23 protein-coding genes are annotated in these 20,321 nt (G+C 71.4%); 9 read left to right on the forward strand and 14 right to left on the reverse strand.

Features of this window, described 5'->3' with window-relative positions; all coding sequences use genetic code 11:
• Window positions 1–22: 22 nt before the first annotated feature.
• Window positions 23–1,423: an MFS transporter gene (locus M8542_RS05595; RefSeq protein ID WP_257918906.1), complete on the reverse strand. Its 1,401-nt coding sequence runs from the start codon at window positions 1,421–1,423 to the stop codon at window positions 23–25.
• A gap of 244 nt (window positions 1,424–1,667) precedes the next feature.
• On the opposite strand from M8542_RS05595, the gene M8542_RS05600 reads away from it, so the two are divergent.
• Entirely contained in the window at window positions 1,668–2,339 is a 672-nt protein-coding gene (locus M8542_RS05600) for a transglycosylase family protein (RefSeq protein WP_257918907.1), read from the forward strand.
• 42 nt (window positions 2,340–2,381) lie between these two features.
• On the opposite strand, the gene M8542_RS05605 is transcribed toward M8542_RS05600, so the two are convergent.
• Window positions 2,382–3,170: a glycerophosphodiester phosphodiesterase family protein gene (locus M8542_RS05605; protein WP_257918908.1), complete on the reverse strand. Its 789-nt coding sequence runs from the start codon at window positions 3,168–3,170 to the stop codon at window positions 2,382–2,384.
• A gap of 66 nt (window positions 3,171–3,236) precedes the next feature.
• On the opposite strand from M8542_RS05605, the gene M8542_RS05610 reads away from it, so the two are divergent.
• Window positions 3,237–3,617 (forward strand): hypothetical protein, encoded by a 381-nt coding sequence (locus M8542_RS05610; protein ID WP_257918909.1) that lies wholly within the window; start codon window positions 3,237–3,239, stop codon window positions 3,615–3,617.
• 3 nt (window positions 3,618–3,620) lie between these two features.
• Here the strand turns inward: M8542_RS05610 and M8542_RS05615 are convergent, their stop codons facing one another.
• The 5 genes from M8542_RS05615 to M8542_RS05635 form a co-directional block, all read right to left on the reverse strand.
• Window positions 3,621–4,601: a tyrosine-type recombinase/integrase gene (locus tag M8542_RS05615; RefSeq protein ID WP_257918910.1), complete on the reverse strand. Its 981-nt coding sequence runs from the start codon at window positions 4,599–4,601 to the stop codon at window positions 3,621–3,623.
• A 549-nt stretch (window positions 4,602–5,150) separates the two neighbouring features.
• Window positions 5,151–5,591 carry an SRPBCC family protein gene (locus tag M8542_RS05620; protein ID WP_257918911.1) on the reverse strand — a complete coding sequence of 147 codons (441 nt, stop codon included), beginning with the start codon at window positions 5,589–5,591 and terminating at the stop codon, window positions 5,151–5,153.
• A gap of 2 nt (window positions 5,592–5,593) precedes the next feature.
• Window positions 5,594–5,932, reverse strand: a complete 339-nt coding sequence (locus M8542_RS05625) for an ArsR/SmtB family transcription factor (protein WP_257918912.1) — start codon at window positions 5,930–5,932, stop codon at window positions 5,594–5,596.
• Entirely contained in the window at window positions 5,929–6,375 is a 447-nt protein-coding gene (locus M8542_RS05630) for an SRPBCC domain-containing protein (RefSeq protein ID WP_257918913.1), read from the reverse strand. The genes M8542_RS05625 and M8542_RS05630 overlap by 4 nt, the downstream gene beginning before the upstream one ends.
• A gap of 31 nt (window positions 6,376–6,406) precedes the next feature.
• A complete protein-coding gene (locus M8542_RS05635) occupies window positions 6,407–6,922 on the reverse strand; it encodes a GNAT family N-acetyltransferase (protein WP_257918914.1) in 516 nt (171 codons plus the stop codon).
• Between the two features lie 43 nt (window positions 6,923–6,965).
• Here M8542_RS05635 and M8542_RS05640 point away from each other — a divergent pair, with 43 nt between their 5' ends.
• A complete protein-coding gene (locus M8542_RS05640) occupies window positions 6,966–7,529 on the forward strand; it encodes a helix-turn-helix domain-containing protein (RefSeq protein ID WP_257918915.1) in 564 nt (187 codons plus the stop codon).
• Window positions 7,530–7,578: 49 nt separating this feature from the next.
• Window positions 7,579–8,223, forward strand: coding sequence for a DUF1345 domain-containing protein (locus M8542_RS05645; protein WP_257918916.1), 645 nt, complete (start codon window positions 7,579–7,581; stop codon window positions 8,221–8,223).
• Here the strand turns inward: M8542_RS05645 and M8542_RS05650 are convergent.
• Both M8542_RS05650 and M8542_RS05655 read right to left on the reverse strand, forming a co-directional pair.
• Complete coding sequence (locus tag M8542_RS05650; protein WP_257918917.1) at window positions 8,210–9,157, reverse strand: SDR family NAD(P)-dependent oxidoreductase; 948 nt, start codon at window positions 9,155–9,157, stop codon at window positions 8,210–8,212. The genes M8542_RS05645 and M8542_RS05650 overlap by 14 nt on opposite strands.
• A gap of 65 nt (window positions 9,158–9,222) precedes the next feature.
• On the reverse strand, window positions 9,223–9,825 hold the full coding sequence (locus tag M8542_RS05655; RefSeq protein ID WP_257918918.1) for a TetR/AcrR family transcriptional regulator: 603 nt from the start codon (window positions 9,823–9,825) through the stop codon (window positions 9,223–9,225).
• A 23-nt stretch (window positions 9,826–9,848) separates the two neighbouring features.
• On the opposite strand from M8542_RS05655, the gene M8542_RS05660 reads away from it, so the two are divergent.
• The 3 genes from M8542_RS05660 to M8542_RS05670 are packed head-to-tail and all read left to right on the forward strand — an operon-like array spanning window position 9,849 to window position 12,549.
• Window positions 9,849–10,304, forward strand: coding sequence for an SRPBCC family protein (locus M8542_RS05660; protein WP_257918919.1), 456 nt, complete (start codon window positions 9,849–9,851; stop codon window positions 10,302–10,304).
• Between the two features lie 33 nt (window positions 10,305–10,337).
• A complete protein-coding gene (locus tag M8542_RS05665) occupies window positions 10,338–10,943 on the forward strand; it encodes a TetR/AcrR family transcriptional regulator (RefSeq protein ID WP_257918920.1) in 606 nt (201 codons plus the stop codon).
• Complete coding sequence (locus M8542_RS05670) at window positions 10,927–12,549, forward strand: acyl-CoA dehydrogenase family protein (protein ID WP_257918921.1); 1,623 nt, start codon at window positions 10,927–10,929, stop codon at window positions 12,547–12,549. Before M8542_RS05665 ends, M8542_RS05670 begins: the two co-directional genes overlap by 17 nt.
• Here M8542_RS05670 and M8542_RS05675 read toward each other — a convergent pair.
• Window positions 12,546–13,079: a TetR/AcrR family transcriptional regulator gene (locus M8542_RS05675; RefSeq protein WP_257918922.1), complete on the reverse strand. Its 534-nt coding sequence runs from the start codon at window positions 13,077–13,079 to the stop codon at window positions 12,546–12,548. The two genes, M8542_RS05670 and M8542_RS05675, sit on opposite strands and share 4 nt — an antisense overlap.
• Window positions 13,080–13,156: 77 nt before the next feature.
• Between M8542_RS05675 and M8542_RS05680 the strand changes: the two genes are divergently transcribed.
• Complete coding sequence (locus tag M8542_RS05680; RefSeq protein ID WP_257918923.1) at window positions 13,157–14,374, forward strand: FAD-dependent monooxygenase; 1,218 nt, start codon at window positions 13,157–13,159, stop codon at window positions 14,372–14,374.
• Here the strand turns inward: M8542_RS05680 and M8542_RS05685 are convergent.
• On the reverse strand, window positions 14,358–14,930 hold the full coding sequence (locus M8542_RS05685) for a TetR/AcrR family transcriptional regulator (RefSeq protein WP_257918924.1): 573 nt from the start codon (window positions 14,928–14,930) through the stop codon (window positions 14,358–14,360). The genes M8542_RS05680 and M8542_RS05685 overlap by 17 nt on opposite strands.
• A gap of 82 nt (window positions 14,931–15,012) precedes the next feature.
• Here M8542_RS05685 and M8542_RS05690 point away from each other — a divergent pair, with 82 nt between their 5' ends.
• Window positions 15,013–16,008, forward strand: a complete 996-nt coding sequence (locus M8542_RS05690; protein ID WP_257918925.1) for an aldo/keto reductase — start codon at window positions 15,013–15,015, stop codon at window positions 16,006–16,008.
• On the opposite strand, the gene M8542_RS05695 is transcribed toward M8542_RS05690, so the two are convergent.
• The 3 genes from M8542_RS05695 to M8542_RS05705 all read right to left on the reverse strand — a co-directional run bounded on the left by M8542_RS05695 (window position 16,005) and on the right by M8542_RS05705 (window position 20,310).
• Complete coding sequence (locus tag M8542_RS05695) at window positions 16,005–16,580, reverse strand: DinB family protein (protein ID WP_257918926.1); 576 nt, start codon at window positions 16,578–16,580, stop codon at window positions 16,005–16,007. The genes M8542_RS05690 and M8542_RS05695 overlap by 4 nt on opposite strands.
• Before the next feature lie 161 nt (window positions 16,581–16,741).
• The gene (locus M8542_RS05700) at window positions 16,742–17,839 is read right to left on the reverse strand and encodes an SWIM zinc finger family protein (protein WP_257918927.1); all 1,098 of its coding nucleotides are present in this window, start codon (window positions 17,837–17,839) and stop codon (window positions 16,742–16,744) included.
• A complete protein-coding gene (locus M8542_RS05705) occupies window positions 17,836–20,310 on the reverse strand; it encodes an SCO1167/SCO6262 family helicase (RefSeq protein ID WP_257918928.1) in 2,475 nt (824 codons plus the stop codon). Before M8542_RS05705 ends, M8542_RS05700 begins: the two co-directional genes overlap by 4 nt.
• Window positions 20,311–20,321 lie beyond the last annotated feature (11 nt).

Genomic DNA, 20,321 nt, shown 5'->3' on the forward strand with positions numbered 1-20,321 from the left:
ACGCCCGACCCTATCGGGGGGCCTACAGGACCTCCGGCGGGGTGTTGCCCGCGGCCACGATCGCCCGCCGCACCGGCACCAGCCACACCAGCACCAGCCCCGCCGCGAAGAAGATCACCAGCGCCACGATCGCCAGCCGGAACGACCCCGTCGCCTGCCCGACACCCGCGAACAGCAACGGCCCCAGCCACGACGTCCCCCGCTCACCCACGACGTAGAGCGAGTAGTACTGCGCGTCCTTGCCCGCCGGGATCATCTGGCTGAACAACGACCGCGACAACGCGTTCGTCCCACCCAGCACCAGCCCGATCCCCACCGCCACCGCCAGGAACTGCACCAGCTGCTTCGGCTGCACGAAGTACGCCCCGGCCAGCACCACCACCCACAGCACCAGGCTGCCCATGATCGTCTTCTTCGCCCCGACCCGCCGCGCCGCCAGCCCGTGCAACGTCCCACCCAGGTACGCCACGAACTGGATCACCAGGATCGTCACGATCAGCACCTCGTTGCCGAACCGCAGCTCGTCCTTCCCGTACTGCGCCGACACCGTCACCACCGTGTTGATCCCATCGGTGAAGACCAGGTAGCTGCCCAGGAAGGCCAACGTCAACGGGTACGCCTTCGCCGCCACGACCGTCTGCTTCAGCTCCGCGAACCCCGCACGCAGCACCGACCGCCCCGCCACGACGTCGACCGGCGTGTGCCGGCGGGGGAGCGCCCGCACGGCCGGAACGGTGAACGCCGCCCACCACAGCCCCGAAGTCAGGAAGCAGATCTGCACCGCGAGCCCCTGGCTCACTCCGAACGCGTCGTGCCCCAGGTAGAACCCCAGCTGCAACGCCAGCGCCAGCCCGCCACCCAGGTACCCGAACGCCCAGCCCTTCGCCGAGATGTCGTCCCGCTCGTCCGGCCCGCCGATGTCCACCAGGAACGAGTAGTAGACGACCAGCGAACCGCCGTACCCGATGTTCGCCACGATGAACAGCACCACGCCCAGCTGCCAGTCCGACCCAGCGAAGAAGAACATCGCCGCCGCCGCGACCGCGCCCAGGAACGCGAACCCACCCAGGATCCGCCGCTTGTTGTGGCTCCGGTCGGCCACCGCACCCGCGATCGGCAGCACCAGCACCTGCACCACCGTCGCCACCGACAGCAGGTACCCCCACACCGAACCGGCGGGGAAGTGCAACCCGAACAACGACACGTCGCAGTTGTTCAGCGTGTCCACGTGACCCGCCGCGTCCAAGCACGCACGGTCCCCGTTAAGGGTGATGTTCGACTTCGCGTCCTCGGCCGCGATCGAGCTCATCGACAGCGCGCCGAACACCGTCGTCGTCGACGAATAGAACGGTGAATTCGCCCAGTCGTAGAAATACCAGCCCCACCGCTCGCGCTTCGTCGAGCGCGTCCCGGCCAGCGTCATCCACGGCTCCTCGGTGTCAAGAACGTGCAGGTCAGCGCGGAGACTACTGGGCCGCCGCAGCCGCCGTGACCACACCACCGAAACCGTGTCCGGTTCGTCGCTTCGTGATCATCCGCCACTTCCGGGCGAATCACGGTCCGCCCCGCCCGGCGTGTCGCTGACAAAAGTGAAAGGTGTTTCGTGTGAGACTGGAGAGCGCAGTGTGTCCCTTGTGGTCAAAGGGACACACTCCTACTGTGCACGCATGATCCATTACCGGAGACGCACCGTCGCGAGAGCCCTGCTCCTCGCCCTCGCCGCCATGGGTCTGCAGCTCACCGTTCCCACCGCCGCCTCCGCCGACCCCGCCTCCAACGCCTGGGCCAAGCTCCGCATGTGCGAATCGAGCGGCCGCTACGCCACCAACACCGGCAACGGCTACTACGGCGCCTACCAGTTCGACCTCCCCACCTGGCGCAGCGTCGGCGGCGCCGGCCGCCCCGACCAGGCCGCCCCCGCCGAACAGGACTACCGCGCCCTCTACCTCTACCGCATGCGCGGCTGGCAACCCTGGCAGTGCGCCGGCATGCTCAAGCTCACCGGCGACGCCGACGCCCGCAGCAAGCGCGTCCCCAGCTACGCCGACTCCGCCTACATCGGCGGGGGACCGGCCCCCGCACCCACCCCACCCGCACCCGGCGGCCCCATGCCCGCCTGGCCCGGCGTCGTCTACGCCTACGGCGACTGCGCCGCCCCGCTCAAAGCCTTCCAGCTCCGCATGAACGCCTACGGCTACGGCTTCACCGGCACCGGCTGCTACTACGACAAAACGAGGACCGCCGTCCTCGACCTCCAACGCGCCAACGGCATCAAGGACAGCGGCCTGCTCGGCCCCAAGACCTGGACCGCCGCCTGGCAGGGCAAACCACCCCGCTGACCCCTCGTGAGTGGTTAGGGCGGTTAGAACCGCCCTAACCACTCACGAGGCCTGCGACTGCCCCCACTTGCCCCGCTCGAGCAGCACCTCACGCAACAGGTCCGGCCGATCCGTCACGATCCCGTGCACCCCCAGATCCAGCAACATCCGCATCTCCGCCGGATCATCGATCGTCCACGTGTGCACCTCGATGCCCGACCGCCCCGCCATCGACACGAACGCCTTGTCCACCACCCGCAACGCACCCTGCCGCACCGGCACCTGAGCCATCGCCCCCAGCACGAGCCGCCCCAACGGCAGCAACGGCAGCTTCCCCCGCACCCACAACGCGAACGCCGACCGCGGCCCCATCGCCGTCACCAGCTTCGGCCCCGCCAGCTTCCGCAACCGCACCAGCCGCGCGTCCGAAAACGCCGCCGCCGCCACCCGGTCGTGCGCACCCATCCGCTCCAGCACGTCCACGAACGGCTGCACCGCCCGGTCCGCCTTCACATCCACGTTGAACCGCGCGCCCGGCAGCTCCTCCAGCACGTCCTCCAACCGCGACAGCGGAGCCTCACCCCCGACCTTCACGTGCTTCAGCTGCGCCCACGTCTGCGACGCGATCAGCCCCGACCCGTCCGTCGTCCGATCCAAGCTCGGGTCGTGGTGCACCACCACCACACCATCCGCCGTCGCGTGCACATCCGTCTCCAGGTACCGGTACCCCTCGGCACACGCCCGACGAAACGCCGGCAACGAGTTCTCCAACCCCGCCAGCTCATCGAGGTGCCACCCCCGGTGAGCGAACGCACGGGGGAGCGGATCGGCCAAGTACGGGAACACCTGCATCCCCCAAGTGTGCCCTTCCGCTATGACCCCGGCATGAGCAACCGGTGGCCAGCTAGGGTCACCGGGGTGAGGGAAGCCGCCGAACTAGCCCAGCCCGCGCCCGTCGAACTCGTTCCGGGCCGCCGAGGCGCACCCCGCCACTGCGGCTGGTGCGGCCGCCGCCTCCCCGAAGGCGGCAACGTCGGCCGCCGACGCCGCTACTGCGGACAGTCCTGCCGCCAACGCGCCTACGAACGCCGCACCGCCCTCCAGCGCAGCGGCCTGCCCGAAGACGCCGTCGTCCTCTCCGACACCGAAATCGCCGCCCTCCAGGACCGCCTCTTCCAGCTCCGCTGCGCCGCCGAAGACATCGTCACCGCCACCCACGACGGCGCCGACCCCACCGAACTGCGCACCCTCGCCGACGAAATCGCCCGCGCCGCCAAGGACCTCGAACAACTCCGCTGACCCTCACCCCAACCCGTCCAACGCCCGGTACGTCCGGTTGCTCGCCGCCGCCGCACGCTGCTCACGACCCGTCGCCTCGATGTAGTTCTGACTCGTCGCCAAACTCGCGTGCCCCAGCAACGCCATGATCTCCGACGCCGTCGCGCCGTCCTCCGCCAACCGTGTCGCGAACGTGTGCCGCAACGCGTGCAGATTCGCCCCCACCGGCACCCGGTCGTGCAACCCCGCACCCCGATAACACGACTTCACCAGGTACTCCAGCGCACCCCGCCCGATCGGCTCACCCGCCCGATCCAGCAACAACGGCGAACCGGGGGAGAACCGCACACTCGGAAACCGCACCCGGCACGACTCCCGGTACCGCTCGATCAGCTCCGCCAGCACCGGCTGCACCGGAATCGACCGATCCCGGCTGCCCTTCCCCTTCACGTGCAACCGCAGCTCACCCGCACGCCCCACCAGCGACCTCGACGTCAACGCCCGCATCTCCGCCGCCCGCAACCCCGCCACCAACCCCAGCGCGATCACCAGCACATCCCGCTCCGGCCACGGGTCCCGCGCACGCCGCGACCCCGCGGCCGCCGCCGACAGCAGCTGCTCCGGGGTTTCCTCACCCCGCAACGGCTTCGGCGTCAACGCCGGCGTCCGCGGCCGCGCCACCGCACCCATCGGATTGCCCGCCAGCAGCCCGTCCGCCACGCAGAACGTCAGGAACTGGTTCCACGTCGACCAGGCCCGCAACACCGAGCTCTTCGCATGACCGTCCGCGAACACCCCGAACGCCGACCGCAGCGCCGGCCCGGTCAAGTCGGCCACCTCGAGGTCCTCGGCCGGACGGCCCAGCTCCGAAACCAGGAGAGTGGTGATCCCGGCCAGGTCCCGGCGGTAGGCGTCGGTGGTGTGCGGCGAGTCCTTGCGCGGCCGGCGCGCGGCGAAGAAGGCTTGCTGGGCCTCGGAAACCTTCATGTGGATCTTGTACCGCACAGCACCGACAGTTTTGCTCGCCGGGGTCCGTGACATTTCATGCATAATGGCAATTATGCATGAAATGTCGGTTTAGCCTGGTTTGGCCCTTCCGGGGGATCCAAGACTCCTGCGGAGCCGATTTCGGGCCCCGAGCCCCGCGGGTACGCGTCCGGCAGGGATGCGCACAGGTGTTCGAACGCCTGGATCGGCCATATGCGGGCGTCCGCCGAGGGGTGCTCGATGACATCCGTGAGCGAAACCTTGTCAGCCGGCCCGTGCGGCGGCCGTCTTGCGAACTCTAGTTTCGTCACCGTGACGTTTTTAGGTCGGGTGGCAGGGCGTCTGGTCGACGGCTCCAGGGGACGCTCCTGCGGCTCCCGGAAGGCATCCCCGGAGGCCTTTGACGCCTAGTGCTGGAGGAGGCTGCCGACAAACCTCAGGAGAAGCCGTTCTGGCGAAGCCGGCGAACGGACACTTCTACCGTCAGGCACGCCTTCTGTCACCCCTCTCGGCGTCTCGCTGCAGCGTGTCCCCAAGTGCCGATAATGTACATTATGTCAAGTAACGTCAGTGCCAGTCGCTGATCATCACGTCCCGCGGCGCCGGGGCACCCTCCCCGGTCTCCAGGAGCTGCTTGAGGCTCATCAGGTAGATCGCCCACTTCGTGCTGCAGTGGTGCATGAACTCGCCGGCCTCGCGCCAGCCTTCGTGCTTGAACAGGACGATCGTGTGGTCCGCGCGCTGTTCGATGTCCCACCGGATCGTCGTGCCGATCCACTCCGGTGGTCCGTCGACGACCTCCCAGCGGACGAGCCGGCCCGGGGCGAGTTCGGTGACCTTCATGTCGAAGCCGCCGGGGATGAAGCGGAACGCGATGACGCCGCCGGGTTCGGTGCCCCCCACGGTCTTTTCGGTCCACCAGCCGGAGAGGCCGTCGAGGGTGGTGAGTGCTTCGTACACCTGGTCCGGTGTGGACTCGCGGATGCCGATGCGGTGCAGGATGTCCATTTTCAGTCCTTCTTCTTCCGTTCGATGGTTTCGGCGATGCGCTTGATGCGCTGGAGGCGGGCGTCCCAGGTCTTGCCGACGTCGGCGAGCTGGGCGGCGGCGCGGGCGAGCTGGGTTTCGTCGACGTGGAACTGCTTTTCGCGTCCTTCGGGCCGGGCGTGGACGAGGCCGGCGCGGTCGAGGACGGCGAGGTGTTTGGCGACGGCTTGGCGGGTCACCGGGAGGTGTTCGCTGAGGCTGGTCGCGGTTCCCCCGCCTTGGCTGAGGAGCAGGTCGAGCATGCGGCGGCGGGTGGGGTCGCCGATGGCGGACCAGAGGTCGTCGTCGACGGCGGTGGTCACTGGCGGGCTCCCGCCTTGGCGGTGGTGGCGGGGATGCGGGGCAGGAAGTGGTCCCAGCCGCTGACGTGGTCGGCGTATTCGGCGGCGATCTTGGCTTCGTCCCAGCCGCGTTCGCGGAAGCCGGTTTCGGTCATCCGCAGGCGGGTGCCGGTGGCGGTGGGTTCGAGTTCGAAGACGACGAGGAACGAGTTGTCTTGGGTGGCGGTCTCCCCTTCGGCGTGGGTCCAGCGGAAGGAGAAGAGTTTCGGCGGGGTGGCGTCGACGACGGTGAACCCGACCCAGTTGCCGCCGAAGGCGATGCGGCCCGCTCCCCCGGGTTCGGCGGGGTATTCGGCTTCGTCGGGCCACCATTCGCGGACGTGTTCGGGGTTGCTGACGACGTCGAAGACGACTTCGGGGGGTGCTTCGATGTGGATTTCGCGTTCGAGTGTGCTGTGGTCCATGGGTGCTCCTCGTGCAACGTTTGGTTGCTCGTTACGGTAGCCGCGGTGACGGCGATGCGCAACCATCGGTTGCTTGAAGGTCGCGCTGGACCCACGCGACGTCGCGCCACTGCCCGTGCTTCCAGCCCACCCGCCGGTAGACGCCCGCGGGTGCGAAGCCGAGGGCGCGGTGCAGGCCGGCACTGGCTTCGTTCGGCAGGGTCATGCCGGCGAAGGCGCGGTGGAAACCCTGCTCCCGCAGTCGTTCGAACAACGTCTCGTACAGCGCGCGGCCGGCGCCGGTGCGGCGGCGGCCGCGTTCGAGGTAGATGCTCGTCTCGCAGGACCACTGGTAGGCGGCGCGGGTGGCGAACGGGTGGGCGTAGGCGAAGCCCGCCACTCGTCCTTCGTCTTCGAGGACGAGCCAGGCGTGGGCGCCGGTGATGCGGTGCGCCATGGTGTCGGCGGTCGGTGGTTCGGTTTCGAAGGAGATGACGGTGTCGGTGACGTATGGGGCGTAGAGGGCGGCGCAGGCCGCGGCGTCGCGTGGGGTGGCGTCTCGGATCATGGCTCATATGGTAGCCAAACCGAGTCGTATAGTATCCCGGGTTATGACCGATCCCCTGACTGCTCGCTTGGCCGCCACCGTGCACGCTGCCCGGACCGCACGGGGTTTGTCGGTGGCGGTGCTGGCCGAGCAGTCGGGGGTGTCGCGCGCGATGATCGGCAAGATCGAGCGGGGTGACGTGCAGCCGACGGCCGCGTTGCTGGCGAGGCTGTCGGCGGCGCTCGGGATGACGTTGTCGGAGCTGATCGCGCGGGCCGAGGGTGACGAGCGGCGGCTGGTGCGGGCTTCGGAGCAGCCGGTGTGGGTGGATCCGGACTCCGGGTACCGCCGCCGGGCGGTCTCCCCCGCGGGTGGCCGTCCGCTGGAGCTGGTGGAGGTCGAGCTGCCGGCGGGTGCGGAGGTGGCGCTGGCGGCGGGCACGTACGCGTTCCTGCACCAGCAGATCTGGGTGCTCGACGGGCACTTGCGGTTCGTCGAGGACACGGTGGTGCACGAGCTGGACGCCGGGGACTGCCTGCAGCTGGGGCCGGCGGCGGACTGCGTGTTCGTGAACCCGGGGCCGCTCCCCTGCCGGTACCTGGTGGCGTTGGTGAAGCGGGCCCCCTGAGCGGGTGATCCGGGGTGCCGTCGCGCGTGGGGGCGGTTAGCTTCGCGCGGTGCGTCGTCTGCGGAGGTTCTGGTACCAGTGTGCGGAGTTCCTGCTGGTGCTGCTGGGGTTGGGGTGGCTGGTCGCGCCGGAGGACACCGGGCTGGACGTGGTGTTCCTGCTGGCGTGGGACGTGCTGGCGGTGGCGGTGATCGTGACGCGGTTCCTGCGGATCCGGCGGTACCGGCTGGTGGGTGAGGGCGAGCCGACGTGGTTGCCCAGCCTGCTGGGCCGCCGGTCGAGTTTCGCGGCGACGGTGCTGGTGAGTGTCGTGGGGATGTCGGCCGGGGCGTTGATCCTGGTGGCGAACGGGATTGCCGAGGAGGACGACGAGTACGCGTTGGTGCTGCAGGTCTGTGCGGTGCCGGCGGTGCTGGCGGCGTGGATCCTGTTGCACTTCGGGTACGCGGACCGGTACGCGCACCTGCACTACCGGGCCGCTCCGGAGCCGGGGTTGCGGTTCCCGGGCGCGGAGCGGCCCAATCTGCTGGATTTCGCGTATTTCGCGTTCACCGTGGGGACGTCGTTCGCGACGTCCGATGTGGAGGTCCGGGCGCGGCCGATCCGGTACACGGTGCTGACGCACAGTGTGGTGGCGTTCGTCTACAACACGGCGATCCTGGGGATCGCGGTCGGTGTGGTCACCGGGAAATAGCGTCGACGCCGGTGAGTTCGGCCGAGAGGGTCCAGAGGCGGGCGGCTTCGGCCGGGTCGATGGCGTAGGCGCGGACGCCGGTGTCGCCGTCGGTGGTGACTTCGGCGATGTCGCAGTTCTCGAGGTAGACGCCGCCGTGGCCGTCGAGCTGGGGTGAGGTGGCGGCCCAGACCTGGGTGGCGGCGCCGGCTTCGGGGGTTTTGAACAGGTCGCTGGGGGTGCCGTGCTCGTCGATCCAGCCCTGGGCGATGAGCTCTTCGCGGGCGATGTGGCGGCCGAGGTTGGTCATGATGGCGCCGGGGTGCAGGGCGAAGGCGCGGATGCCGCGGTCGCGGCCGAGTGCGTCGAGGTGGACGGCGAACAGGACGTTGGCGGTCTTGGCCTGGCCGTAGGCGAGCCACTTGTCGTAGCCGGTGCGGAAGTGCGGGTCGGCCCAGCGGATGGGTGAGAAGTGGTGGCCGTTGGAGGCGACGGAGACGACGCGGGCGCCGTCGGCGATGGCCGGCCAGAGGTGGTTGACCAGGGCGAAGTGGCCGAGGTGGTTGGTGGCGAACTGGGCTTCCCAGCCGGGGCCGACGCGGGTTTCGGGGCAGGCCATGACGCCGGCGCTGTCGACGACGAGGGCGAGGCGGCGGCCGGTGGCGAGGAAGCGGTCGGCGAAGGCGCGGACGCTGCCGAGGACGGCGAGGTCGAGTTCGTCGATGGTGGTGTCCGGGATGCCGTCGAGTGCTTCCTCGGCGGTGGCGCGGCGGCGGGCCGGCACGAGGACGTGGGCGCCGGCGCTGGTCAGGGCGCGGGTGGTTTCGAGGCCGATGCCGGAGTAGCCGCCGGTGACGAGGGCGAGGGTGCCGGTGAGGTCGATGCCGTCGAGGACCTCCGCGGCGGTGCTGGTGGCTCCGAAGCCGGAGCCGAGCTTGTGCTGGGTGGTGGTCATGTCTTCGACGGTAGGAGCTGGAGTGCACTCCAGCGCAAGCCGGCGCGAGGGTGGAAAGGCGGTCCTCAGCGGAGGTTCAACGTCGCGACGGCGGAGTCGAGCCAGGCGGTGAGGAAGCGGTCCGGGGTGAGGTCGCCCGGGGTGTGTCCGATGAGGACGTCGAGGATCGGGTGGTAGGTCAGGGAGGCGACGAGCACCGCGGCGGTCGCTTCGGGGTCGGTGATGGTGGTCCTCCCCTGGTCTCGCAAAGTCGTGAGCCATTCGGTGCCGCGGCGGTAGACGGTGGCGAGGACGCCCTGCCACATCTGCTCGAACAGCTCCGGGAAGCCGGTGAACTCGCGGATCATCAGGCGGATGAGGTCGCGGTCGGCGGCCATGAAGGCCCAGACGACGTCGGCGAGGACGCGGAGGGCTTCGCGGGGGTCCTCGGGAAGCGATGTGGTTTCGGCGGTGCGGGCGGTGAGGCGTTCGAGGTTGTCGTGGACGGCGGCTTCGAGGAGGGCGGCTTTCGACGGGAAGTGCTTGTAGAGCGCGCCGGAGCCGGGGTGGAGGCCGCACGCGGTTTGGATGTCGGCGACGGAGGTCGCGTCGTAGCCGCGGGTGGCGAAGAGGTGGACGGCTTCGTCGAGGATGCGGCGTCGGGTGACGCCGGGGGTTGTCCGTGCCATAAGTGAGAGACTACTCTCTTTCTATGGTGGAAGTGACCGTGGAAGAGACCGTGTCGTGCTCGCCGGACGCCTTTCTCGCGCTGGTCATGGACCCGCGGCGGTACGCGGAGGTCGACCGCAAGCTGGGCCCGGTCGACTGGGTGCGCCGGGACGGCGACGTCACCGAGTTCCGGTTCCGCTCGAAGCTGCCGGGGTTCGGACCGGGGCCGAAGGTCGTGTCGCGGATGACGCTGACGCCGGGCGAGCGCGTGGACGTGCGCATCCCCGACCGGCGGGAGAACCGGCTGGCCCGGCGGCTCTCGACGTTCGAGGCGCGGTTCTCGTGCGTGCCGGTCGAGGGCGGGATCCGGGTGACGCGGTGGATCGCCTTCGGGTTCCCCGCTCCCCTGCGCTGGCTCGTGGAGCCGGTCCTGCGGCGGAAGCTGCCGGCTGACGTCGAAGCCGAGATCCGGGGCGTGAAGCGGCTGCTGGAGCGTTGACTGAAGCAATGAATCAGTGCTTCACTTCTTGACGTGCCCTACCGCCGCACCGCGAAGGTGCAGGAACGCCTCGACGCCCAACGCGAGACGATCGTCGCCGCCGCGACCGAGCAGCTGGCCGAACACGGCTACAGCGGCTGTTCCGTCGCCGCGGTCGCCGAGCGCGCCGGTGTCGCCGTCGGGAGCGTCTACCGGCACTTCCCCACCAAGGCCGACTTGGTCGTGCACGTGTTCCGGCAGGTCGTGACCCGCGAGGTCGAAGCGGTCCGGGCGGCGTCCGCGCGGCCGGGTGCACCCGCCGAACGGGTCCTGGCGGTGTTCGAAACGTTCGCCCAGCGCGCCCTGAAGGCGCCGAGGCAGGCCTACGCCCTGCTCGCCGAGCCGGTCGACGCGCTGATCGACGCCGAACGGCTCGAGTTCCGGCGGGCGTTCACCGAGGTCGTCGCCGAGCACGTGGCCGACGGCGTGCGGCAGGGCGCGCTCCCGGCCCAGGACGGCCGGCTGACCGCCGCCGCACTGGTGGGGGCCGCCGCCGAAGTCTTGATCGGCCCGTTGACCAGCGGCAACGCCGGTGATGTCGCCGAGCTCCGCACATTCGTCGTCCGCGCTCTAGGAGGTTCCGATGCCCGCCACGCATGAGGTCACCAACCAGGTCCCGCCGTTCACCGGCCACGACTTCGCGGACGACCCGGCGCTACTGGCCGGGCTCGAGCGAGCCGGCGCCGGCTGGGCCGCGGAGGAGGTGCACGAGCTGGGCCGGCTGGCCGGGAGCGAGCGCGCGCAGGAGTGGGGCCGGCTGGTCAACGAGAACGAGCCGGTGCTGCGCACCCACGACCGCTACGGGAACCGGATCGACGAGGTCGAGTTCCACCCGCACTGGCACGACCTGATGGACGTCGCGGTCTCCCACGGCCTGCACGGCACGCCGTGGCAGGACCCGCGCGAGGGCGTGCACGCGGCGCGGGCGGCGAAGTTCTACGTCTGGGGTCAGGTCGAGGCCGGGCACAGCTGCCCGATTTCGATGACGTACGCGGCGATCCCGGCGCTGCGGGCCAACCCGGAGCTAGCGGCGCGGTACGAGCCGCTGCTGGCCGCGACCGAGTACGACTTCGGGCTGCGCGAGCCGAGCACCAAGCGGGGCCTGATCGCGGGCATGTCGATGACCGAGAAGCAGGGCGGGTCCGACGTCCGGGCCAACACGACCACGGCGACGCCGAGCACCGAGGGCAGCTACACCCTCGTCGGGCACAAGTGGTTCACCTCGGCGCCGATGTCGGACATGTTCCTGACGCTGGCCCAGGCGCCCGGCGGGCTTTCGTGCTTCCTGCTCCCCCGCGTCCTGCCCGACGGCTCGCGCAACCCGATCCGGCTGCAGCGGCTGAAGGACAAGCTGGGCAACCGGTCCAACGCGTCCTCGGAGATCGAGTACGACAACGCCGTCGGCTGGCTCGTCGGCGAGGAGGGGCGCGGGGTGCGGACCATCATCGAGATGGTCAACAACACCCGCCTGGACTGCACGCTCGGCAGCGCGTCCGGGATGCGTCTCGGCGCGGTGCGCGCGGTCCACCACGCGACGCACCGGTACGCGTTCGGCAAGGCGCTGGTCGACCAGCCGCTGATGGCCAACGTGCTCGCCGACCTCGTCCTCGAGTCCGAGGCGGCGACGACGGTGGCGATGCGGCTGGCCGCGGCCGGTGACCGGCGGGACGACGAGCAGGAGCAGGCGTTCCGCCGGCTGGGGCTCGCGGTGTCGAAGTACTGGGTGTGCAAGCGGGCGCCGATGCACGCGGCGGAGGCGCTGGAATGCTTCGGTGGCAACGGCTACGTCGAGGAGTCGGGCATGCCGCGGCTCTACCGGGAGGCGCCGCTGTCGTCGATCTGGGAAGGCTCGGGCAACGTCGCCGCGCTGGACGCGTTGCGGGCCATGGGCAAGCAGCCGGAGTCGGTCGCGGCGTTCTTCGCCGAGGTCGAGCAGGCCGCCGGGGGTGACAGCCGGCTCGACGACGCGGTGGACCGCCTGCGCAAGGAGCTGACCGACCTCGACGCGATCGAGTACCGGGCGCGGCGGGTGGTCGAGGCGATGGCGCTGGTGCTGCAGGGCTCGCTGCTGGTGCGCCACGGCCACCCGGCGGTCGCGGACGCGTTCTGCGCGTCGCGCTTCGGCGGCGACTGGGGTATCGCGTTCGGCACGCTGCCGGCCGGGGTCGACACCGCGGCGATCATCGAGCGCGCGGCGGTGCGTTAGCGCCCGAGCGCGTCGAGGGCGCCGTCGACCGCGGCGGTCCTGAGCTCTTCGAGCGGGGCGTCGGGGAACTGCATGCAGACGTCCTGGAGGCCGCCCAGCGCGAGTACCGCGCGGGCGGCCTGGTCGAGCGTCGGGTCGGGGCCGCAGATCAGTTCGGTGAGGCGCTTGCGCCAGCCCAGCACCTTGTCGATGAGCCCGAGGTCGGCCAGCGTCGGCATCTCCGCCAGCAGCATGATCACGGGCGCGCGGTGGCGGTAGTTGAAGTCGAAGAACCCCTCGATGAGCTCCCGCACGGGGGTCTCGGCGCGTGCCTCCGCGGCGAGGATGAACTTCTCGCCGTCGTCGAGCAGTGGCTGGATGATGCTGCGGACGAGGTCCTCGCGCGACGGGAAGTGGTAGTAGAGCGCGGGTTTGGTGATGCCCAGCCGGTCGGCGATGTCCTGGAGGCTGGTGCGCTGCACGCCTTGGGTCGCGAACAGGTCGCGGGCGGCGTCCAGGATGCGTTGCTTGGTGTCGGAGGGCTTCGGCACGCGCCCAGCATAACTGACTTAACGATAGGTAAGGAATCGTGGTACAACTTACCTACCGTTAAGTCAGGGAGGTACTCATGCGGATTCTCGTCTCGGGCGCCAGCATCGCCGGTCCGGTGCTGGCCTATTGGCTGACCCGGCACGGCTTCGACGTCACCGTGGTCGAACGCGCCCCGCGGCTGCGCAAGACCGGCGGCCACGCCGTGGACCTGTTCCGGCCGGCCATGGACATCACCGAACGGATGGGCGTCCTTCCCCGCGTCGAAGCCGTCGCCACCGGCTCGACCAGGCTGACGCTGCACCGGGAGGGGGCACGCGGGCCGGTGCGGGTGGACCTGGCGAAGATCTTCCAGGCCGTCTCCGACCGGCACGTCGAGATCATGCGCGACGACCTCAGCGAGATCTACTACGACGCCGGCCGCGACGACGTCGAGTACCTCTTCGGCGACTCGATCACCGCCCTCTCCCCCGACGGCGAAGTCACCTTCGAGCACTCCGCGCCCCGCACGTTCGACCTCGTCGTCGGCGCCGATGGGCTGCACTCGAACGTGCGCCGGCTGGTGTTCGGCGAGGAATCCGGACTCACGAAGTTCATCGGGGCCTACCTGGCCGTGCTGTCGCTGCCGGACACGATCGGCCTCGCCGACGGCGAAACCGTCATCCACCTCGGCGCCGGCCGCACCGCGGGGTTCTACACCGCCCGCCACATCAGCGACGCCCGCGCGGTGTTCCTGTTCCGCCGCGACGAGCAGCTCGACTACGACCACCGGGACGTCCCGCGGCAGAAAGAACTGCTGCGGGAGGCCTTCGCCGGCATGCACCCCCATGTCGACGGCTGGCTGGCCGAACTGGCCGGGCCGGGCCCGTTCTACTTCGACTCGATCACCCAGCTGCAGCTGGAAAGCTGGTCACGCGGCCGAGTCACGCTGGTCGGCGACGCCGGCTACTGCCCCGGCCCGGCGGTCGGGGGCAGCACCAGCCTCGCGGTGCTGGGCGCCTACGTCCTGGCCGGCGAGCTGGCCGCGGCCGGCGGTGACCACGAACGCGCTTTCCCCGCCTACGAACGGGAAATGGCCGACCGGGTGCGCAAGAGCCGCGCCTTCGCCGAAGGCGCGGCGCGAAGCCTGATCCCGGCCACCCGCACCGGCGCCTGGGCGTTGGCCGGCGGCGGCCGGCTGATCTCGGCCCTGCCCGCGGGCCTGAGCCGGGCGTTCGCGAAGCTCACCACCAGCGGCGGCGCCCGGATGCACGACTCGATGCGGGTCAAGGACTACGCCGTCACACCCGTGGGCTGAGCCCGTCGGCGAGGACCGCGACCATCCGCTGGTTGAACTCCAGGTCCTCGCCGCGCACCGGCTGGCAGAGCAGGGCCACGGCGTGGAGCAGGTCCTTCGCGCTGACGTCGGCGCGCACCGCCCCCGCCGTGGCCGCCGCGCCGAGCAACGCGGCCAGGACCGGCTCCATCCGCGCCATGAAGTAGCCGGGCAACGCGTCGAACGCCGGGTCGCCCGAGTGCAGGGCGGTGGCCAGCCCGCGCTTGGTGCCCACCAGCGCGGTGTACCGCAGCAGCCACTTCCGCAGCGCGTCCCCGGGCCGGTGCTCGGCGCTCAACGCCGGTCCGGCGTCGGCCAGGACGTCGATCTCGCGCTGCAGCACGGCCGCGACCAGCTCCGCGCGCTGCGGGAAGTGCCGGTAGAGCGTGCCGACGCCGACTCCCGCCAGGTCGGTGATCTCCTTCGCGGGCGCGTCCACCCCCGAGGTGGCGAAGACGCGCTTGGCCGCTTCGAGCAGGGCGTCGACGTTGCGTTGCGCGTCGGCCCGGCGGCGGCGCGGGGCGGCGTTCTCGGTCACGACCCTCCTCGGCAGTTAAGCGGAAAGCCTTTCCGTATAGTTGTGGAAAAGCTTTCCGCTTAACTTTACCCGAGGAGCCCCCATGCGGTACCGCACCCTGGGCCGGACCGGCATCCAGGTCAGCCCGTACGCCCTGGGCACGCTGATGTTCGCGACCTCGATCGGCAACGCCGACCCGGCGGACTCCGCCCGTGTCCTCCACCGGGCCCTCGACGCCGGCCTCAACTTCGTCGACACCGCCGACGCCTACGGCGACTCCGAAGACGTCGTCGGCCAAGCGCTCAAGGGACGCCGCGACGACGTCGTGCTCGCCACCAAGTTCGGCCGCCCGGCCGGCCAGGACCCCAACCACCAGGGCGCCTCCCGCCGCTGGATCGTCACCGCGGTCGAGAACTCCCTGCGCCGCCTGGGAACCGACCACATCGACCTCTACCAGCTGCACCGCCCCGACCCCGGCACCGACATCGAGGAGACCCTCTCCGCACTCACCGACCTGCTGCGCAGCGGCAAGGTCCGCGCGATCGGCGCGTCCGGCACCCCGGCCTCCGGCATCGTCGAGGCCCAGTGGACCGCCGAACGCCGCGGGCTCACCGCCTTCCACACCGAACAGCCCGGCTACTCGCTGCTCAACCGCGGCATCGAGCGCGAAGTCCTGCCCACCACCCAGCGCTTCGGCATGGGCACCCTGGTCTGGGGCCCGCTCGGCCAGGGACTGCTCACCGGCCGCCGGCCCGCCGACCTGCGCCGCGCCGGCCTGGTCCGCCACCTCGGCGACGAGCACCGCCACGAGGTCGCCGGGAAGTTCGCCGCGCTCGCCGCGGAAGCCGGCCTGCCCCTGACCCACCTGGCGATGGCGTTCACCACCGCGCACCCCGGCGTGACCAGCGCCCTGCTCGGCGCCCGGACCCTCGCCCACCTCGAGGACCTGCTGGCCGGCGTGGACGTCACGCTCTCCGACGACATCCTCGACCGGATCGACGAGATCGTCCCGCCCGGCACCGACGTCGGCGTCCTCGACCAGGCCTACCAGCCCCCGGCCATGACCGACCCCGCGTTACGTCGCCGACGCGCCGCCTAGGACACCCGGTGCCGCTCGGCGGCCTCCTGGATCCCCGCGACGTACCGCGTCCACCACTCGGTGTCGCCGATGTCGTCATGGTCCTTGCCGGAGCGGCCGTCGATCAGCTCGCGGACGATGTCGGCGTGGCCCGCGTGGTGCGCCGTCTCGGCCGTCACCCGCACAAGCAGTGAGCCGAACGTCGTGGTCCGGCGCTCTTGCGGCCACCACGGGACCGACGCCGGCGCGTCCAGCGGCAGCTGCTCGATCGACTCGTCGGTGTGCCGCCACGCCGCCCGGTACAGCTCGACCAGCTCCTCGCGGGTCTGCTCCGCCGTCGCCCACATGTCCGCGCTGTCCCAGATCGAGCCGTCCGCCACCCACGGCAGCCGGATCGCCGACCGGCGGCCGACGCAGTCGCCGAGGTAACCGAACTCGCCACCGGCGACGTGTTTTACCAGGCCCAGTAGGTTGGTCCCGGTCGGTGTCATCGGACGGCGGACGTCGTACTCGCTCAGCCCGGACAGCGACGCGAGCAGGCTCTCGCGCCCCTCCTGCAAGTACCGGCGCAGATCAGCGGCAAGGGGTTCCATGCCCGCAAGCTAGCGGCGGGCACTGACAAAAATCGGCACCGACAAGAACCGGGCGGGCGCGCGGGGGAAGAGCCCTCGCGCGCCCGCACCCCCAGTGTCCCGGCGCGAAGCCGCCGTCACGGGTCAGGAGGCGGCAAGCCCCGCGCTGGATACCGCGGGTTTCAGCCCAGCAGCAGACCCGGGTCGGTCTCGGGCGGGCCCGAGGGCCACCACTGCCCGTCCTCCCGACGGTACGGGTGCCATCGACCGTGCCGATCCAGCCGCAGCTGCACGTCGCCGAGGGTGCAGTGGTTGCGCTCGAACACCGGTTCCTCCTCGGCCAGCGCCGCCCGGGCCGCCGCGATGACCGGCTTCGGCGGCGTCCACGCCGAGTCCAGGACCTCGAGACCCGCACGCCCACCGTGCGTCCACGCCGCGACCGCGCGCTCGAACTCGGCTCCCTCACCCAGCCGCGACGCCGCCTCGGGAAACGAAGCGGCCAGCCGGACGGTGTCGGCACGCCGCCCCGGCCACGGCTCGCCCGCCAGCACCGCCCGGGCCTGCGCCGCGGCATTGGCCGCCAGCACCGCGAAAGCCTCGGCCGGCACGCCGGGCGCGGCCGGGATCGACGGCGCCCCCGAAGGCCGGAACCCGGCCAGGTCCGGCAGCTCACCGGGCGTCCGGTCCCCGACCACGACGTCCTCGCGCGGCGCGGTGCGGCTTTCCAGCTCATCGAGGATTTCCCGTTCCCCCAGGCCCCGCATCAGCAACAGCACGAACGGGTCGGCGTCCAGCAGCCACGACGCCTGGAACGACAACGCCGCCGCGTGCTTGCACGGCAGCTCCCAGCCCGGGCAGTCGCACTCCGGGTCCAGGTCGCCGATTCCCGGCAGCAGGTGGACACCGGCGTCGTCGGCCGCGGCCACCAGGTCCGGCGGCATGTCCCGGTCCAGCAGCGCCGCCAGGTGCCCGGCCCGGGAAGCGACCCGGTCCAGGAACCGCGTCCAGTCCACTTCGGACAGCTCCGCCAGCCGCAGCTCGGTCCGGTACGGGCCGCCGTCGACGTCGTCGACCACCGCCGCGATCCGGCCCGGGCTCACCGTGATCGGCCCGACCAGCCCCGCCGCCGCGTACCGGCGCCCGGCCTTGAGCTGCCGCAGGTCCAGCGCCGTGTCCTCCATCGCGCTCAGCCACGCCCGGCCCCACCACGACTTCGCGAACCGCCCCCGCGCCGCGGCGGCCCCGAACGCGGGGAACCCGCGCACCCGCTCGTCACTCATCCGCGGCTCCTCAGCTCGACGAGCTCCGCGAGCTCGGTGTCGGTCAGTTCCGTCAACGCCGCCTCGCCACCGGCCAGCACCGCGTCCGCCAGCGCCCGCTTCTCCCGCAGCATCGCCGCGATCCGGTCCTCGACCGTGCCCTCGGCCACCAGCCGGTGCACCTGCACCGGGCGGGTCTGCCCGATCCGGTACGCCCGGTCGGTCGCCTGGTCCTCGACCGCGGGGTTCCACCAGCGGTCGTAGTGCACGACGTGGTCCGCGCGCGTCAGGTTCAGCCCCGTCCCGGCCGCCTTGAGCGACAACAGGAACACCGGCGCCTCGCCGTCCTGGAACCGCCGCACGAGCTCCTCGCGGCGGGGCACGGGGGTGCCGCCGTGCAGGAAGAGCGTCGCGATCCCGCGCGCGGCGAGGTGCTTCTCCAGCAGCCGGGCCATCGCGACGTACTGGGTGAACACCAGCACCGCGCCGTCTTCGGCCAGGATCGTGTCCAGCAGCTCGTCGAGCAGCTCCAGCTTCCCCGACCGGCCACCGGGCTCCTTGAGGTACTGCGCCGGGTGGTTGCAGATCTGCTTGAGCGCGGTCAGCAGCTTCACGATCCGCCCGCGCCGCGCGATCCCGTCGGCCGCGGCGATGCCGGCCATCATCTCCCGCACCACGGCCTCGTACAGCGCCGCCTGCTCCGGGCTCAGCGCCACCGGCCGATCGGTTTCGGTCTTGGCCGGCAGCTCCGGCGCGATCCCCGGATCGGACTTGCGCCGCCGCAACAGGAACGGCCGCAGCAACCGCGACAACCGCTCGGCCGCCGCGGGATCCCCGGCTTCGATCGGCTTCGCCCAGCGCCCCCGGAACTCGCTCAACGAACCGAGCAGGCCCGGCGCCGACCAGTCGAGGATCGCCCACAGCTCCGAAAGCGAGTTCTCCACCGGTGTGCCGGTCAGCGCCACCCGCGCCGCCGCCGGCACCAGCCGCAGCGCCTTCGCCGTGCCCGAGCGGTGGTTCTTGACGTGCTGGGCCTCGTCGGCGACCAGCAGCCCCCACCGCACCGCGGCCAGCGGCGCCGGGTCGGCGCGCAGCGTGCCGTAGGTGGTGAGCACGAACCCGGCCGGCTCCTCGAGCGAGCGGGCGGTGCCGTGGAAGCGCCGCACCGGCACCCCCGGCGCGAACTTCGCGATCTCACGCTCCCAGTTGCCCAGCAGCGAGGCCGGGCACACCACCAGCGTCGGCCCGGCCGCGCGGTGCAGGTGCAGTGCGATCAGCGTGACCGTCTTGCCCAGGCCCATGTCATCGGCCAGGCAGCCGCCGAGGCCCAGGCCGGTGACCGTCGCCAGCCACTGCAGCCCACGCAGCTGGTAGTCCCGCAGCGACGCGGCCAGCCCGGCCGGCGGCACCTCGGGCTCCGGCGGCGCGGACAGCCGGTCCTTCAACCGCGCCAGCCAGCCCTCGGTGACCACCTCGACCGGCTCGCCGTCGACCTCGGTGCTTCCGGTCAGCACGGCGCCCAGCGCGTCGACCGGCGTCAACGGCTTGAGCGTCCGCTCCCGCGCCTTCGCCGCCATGGCCGGGTCGACCAGCACCCAGCGGTCCCGCAGCCGCACCACCGGACGACGCGCCTCGGCGAGCGCGTCCAGCTCCGCCGCGGTCAGCACCTCACCACCCAGGGCCAGCTGCCAGTCGAACTCCAGCGCCCGGCCGCCGCCGAAGAACGACGGCAGGTCACCGGGCGCGTCACCACCGTTGACGACGGCGCGCGCGGTCAGCGAACCCGCCAGCTCGCCCGGCCAGTGCACGTCGATGCCCGCCGCCGCCAGCCGCGGGGCCGCGGCCGCGACCAGCTCGGTCACGTCGTCCTCGCCCAGCGTCAGCTCATCGGGCACCGCCGAGGTCAGCAGCGGGCTCAACGCCGGCCACACCTGCGCGCCGCGGCGCAACGCCAGCACGACGTCGATGCGCGCCCGCGGCCCGAACCGCCCGGTCTCCCACAGCTCCGCCGCGTCGGCGACCTGCCCCGGATCGGCGAGGCTGTGTACCTGCACCACGGCGTGGAAGCGACCGGTGTCGAATCCGTCCGGAGCTTCGACGCGCAGCGACACCCGGATGCCGGAGTCGAGCCCGGCGGCCAGCTCGTCGGCCCAGTCGCGCATCGCCTCGGCGCGCTGCGGCGCGACGGCGGCGAACAACCGCGTCCCGGCCGCCTTCGCCGCCGCCGGCGTGCGCGGCAGGGTGTCGGCGACGGCGTCGAGGAACGCCCGCAGCAGCGGCCCCGGCGCTCGCACCTCGGCCGGCATCGCGGCGGCGAGGTCCCGCAGCCACGCGGCCTCCGCCGGCTCCAGCGGCCCGACGCGCCAGGCGTCGTGCCCGGCCTCGGTGACGCCGGGCAGCAGCCGGCCCGCCTCGACCAGCCGCAGCGCGGCCCGCGCCGCGACCGCCCAGAACTCCTCCGGCCCGCTCAGCAGCTCCGGCAACCCGTCCACCAGGGACAGCT

Origin of the sequence: Amycolatopsis iheyensis (assembly GCF_024703995.1) — a bacterium.
GTDB lineage: Bacteria > Actinomycetota > Actinomycetes > Mycobacteriales > Pseudonocardiaceae > Amycolatopsis > Amycolatopsis iheyensis.

What these genes read in the sequence shown, in the direction of transcription:
- M8542_RS05595 (WP_257918906.1), bottom strand. Translation starts at nt 1,423, where the DNA reads ATGACGCTGGCCGGGACGCGCTCGACGAAGCGCGAGCGGTGGGGCTGG.
- M8542_RS05600 (WP_257918907.1), top strand. Translation starts at nt 1,668, where the DNA reads ATGATCCATTACCGGAGACGCACCGTCGCGAGAGCCCTGCTCCTCGCC.
- M8542_RS05605 (WP_257918908.1), bottom strand. Translation starts at nt 3,170, where the DNA reads ATGCAGGTGTTCCCGTACTTGGCCGATCCGCTCCCCCGTGCGTTCGCT.
- M8542_RS05620 (WP_257918911.1), bottom strand. Translation starts at nt 5,591, where the DNA reads ATGGACATCCTGCACCGCATCGGCATCCGCGAGTCCACACCGGACCAG.
- M8542_RS05630 (WP_257918913.1), bottom strand. Translation starts at nt 6,375, where the DNA reads ATGGACCACAGCACACTCGAACGCGAAATCCACATCGAAGCACCCCCC.
- M8542_RS05635 (WP_257918914.1), bottom strand. Translation starts at nt 6,922, where the DNA reads ATGATCCGAGACGCCACCCCACGCGACGCCGCGGCCTGCGCCGCCCTC.
- M8542_RS05640 (WP_257918915.1), top strand. Translation starts at nt 6,966, where the DNA reads ATGACCGATCCCCTGACTGCTCGCTTGGCCGCCACCGTGCACGCTGCC.
- M8542_RS05650 (WP_257918917.1), bottom strand. Translation starts at nt 9,157, where the DNA reads ATGACCACCACCCAGCACAAGCTCGGCTCCGGCTTCGGAGCCACCAGC.
- M8542_RS05655 (WP_257918918.1), bottom strand. Translation starts at nt 9,825, where the DNA reads ATGGCACGGACAACCCCCGGCGTCACCCGACGCCGCATCCTCGACGAA.
- M8542_RS05660 (WP_257918919.1), top strand. Translation starts at nt 9,849, where the DNA reads ATGGTGGAAGTGACCGTGGAAGAGACCGTGTCGTGCTCGCCGGACGCC.
- M8542_RS05670 (WP_257918921.1), top strand. Translation starts at nt 10,927, where the DNA reads ATGCCCGCCACGCATGAGGTCACCAACCAGGTCCCGCCGTTCACCGGC.
- M8542_RS05680 (WP_257918923.1), top strand. Translation starts at nt 13,157, where the DNA reads ATGCGGATTCTCGTCTCGGGCGCCAGCATCGCCGGTCCGGTGCTGGCC.
- M8542_RS05690 (WP_257918925.1), top strand. Translation starts at nt 15,013, where the DNA reads ATGCGGTACCGCACCCTGGGCCGGACCGGCATCCAGGTCAGCCCGTAC.
- M8542_RS05695 (WP_257918926.1), bottom strand. Translation starts at nt 16,580, where the DNA reads ATGGAACCCCTTGCCGCTGATCTGCGCCGGTACTTGCAGGAGGGGCGC.
- M8542_RS05700 (WP_257918927.1), bottom strand. Translation starts at nt 17,839, where the DNA reads ATGAGTGACGAGCGGGTGCGCGGGTTCCCCGCGTTCGGGGCCGCCGCG.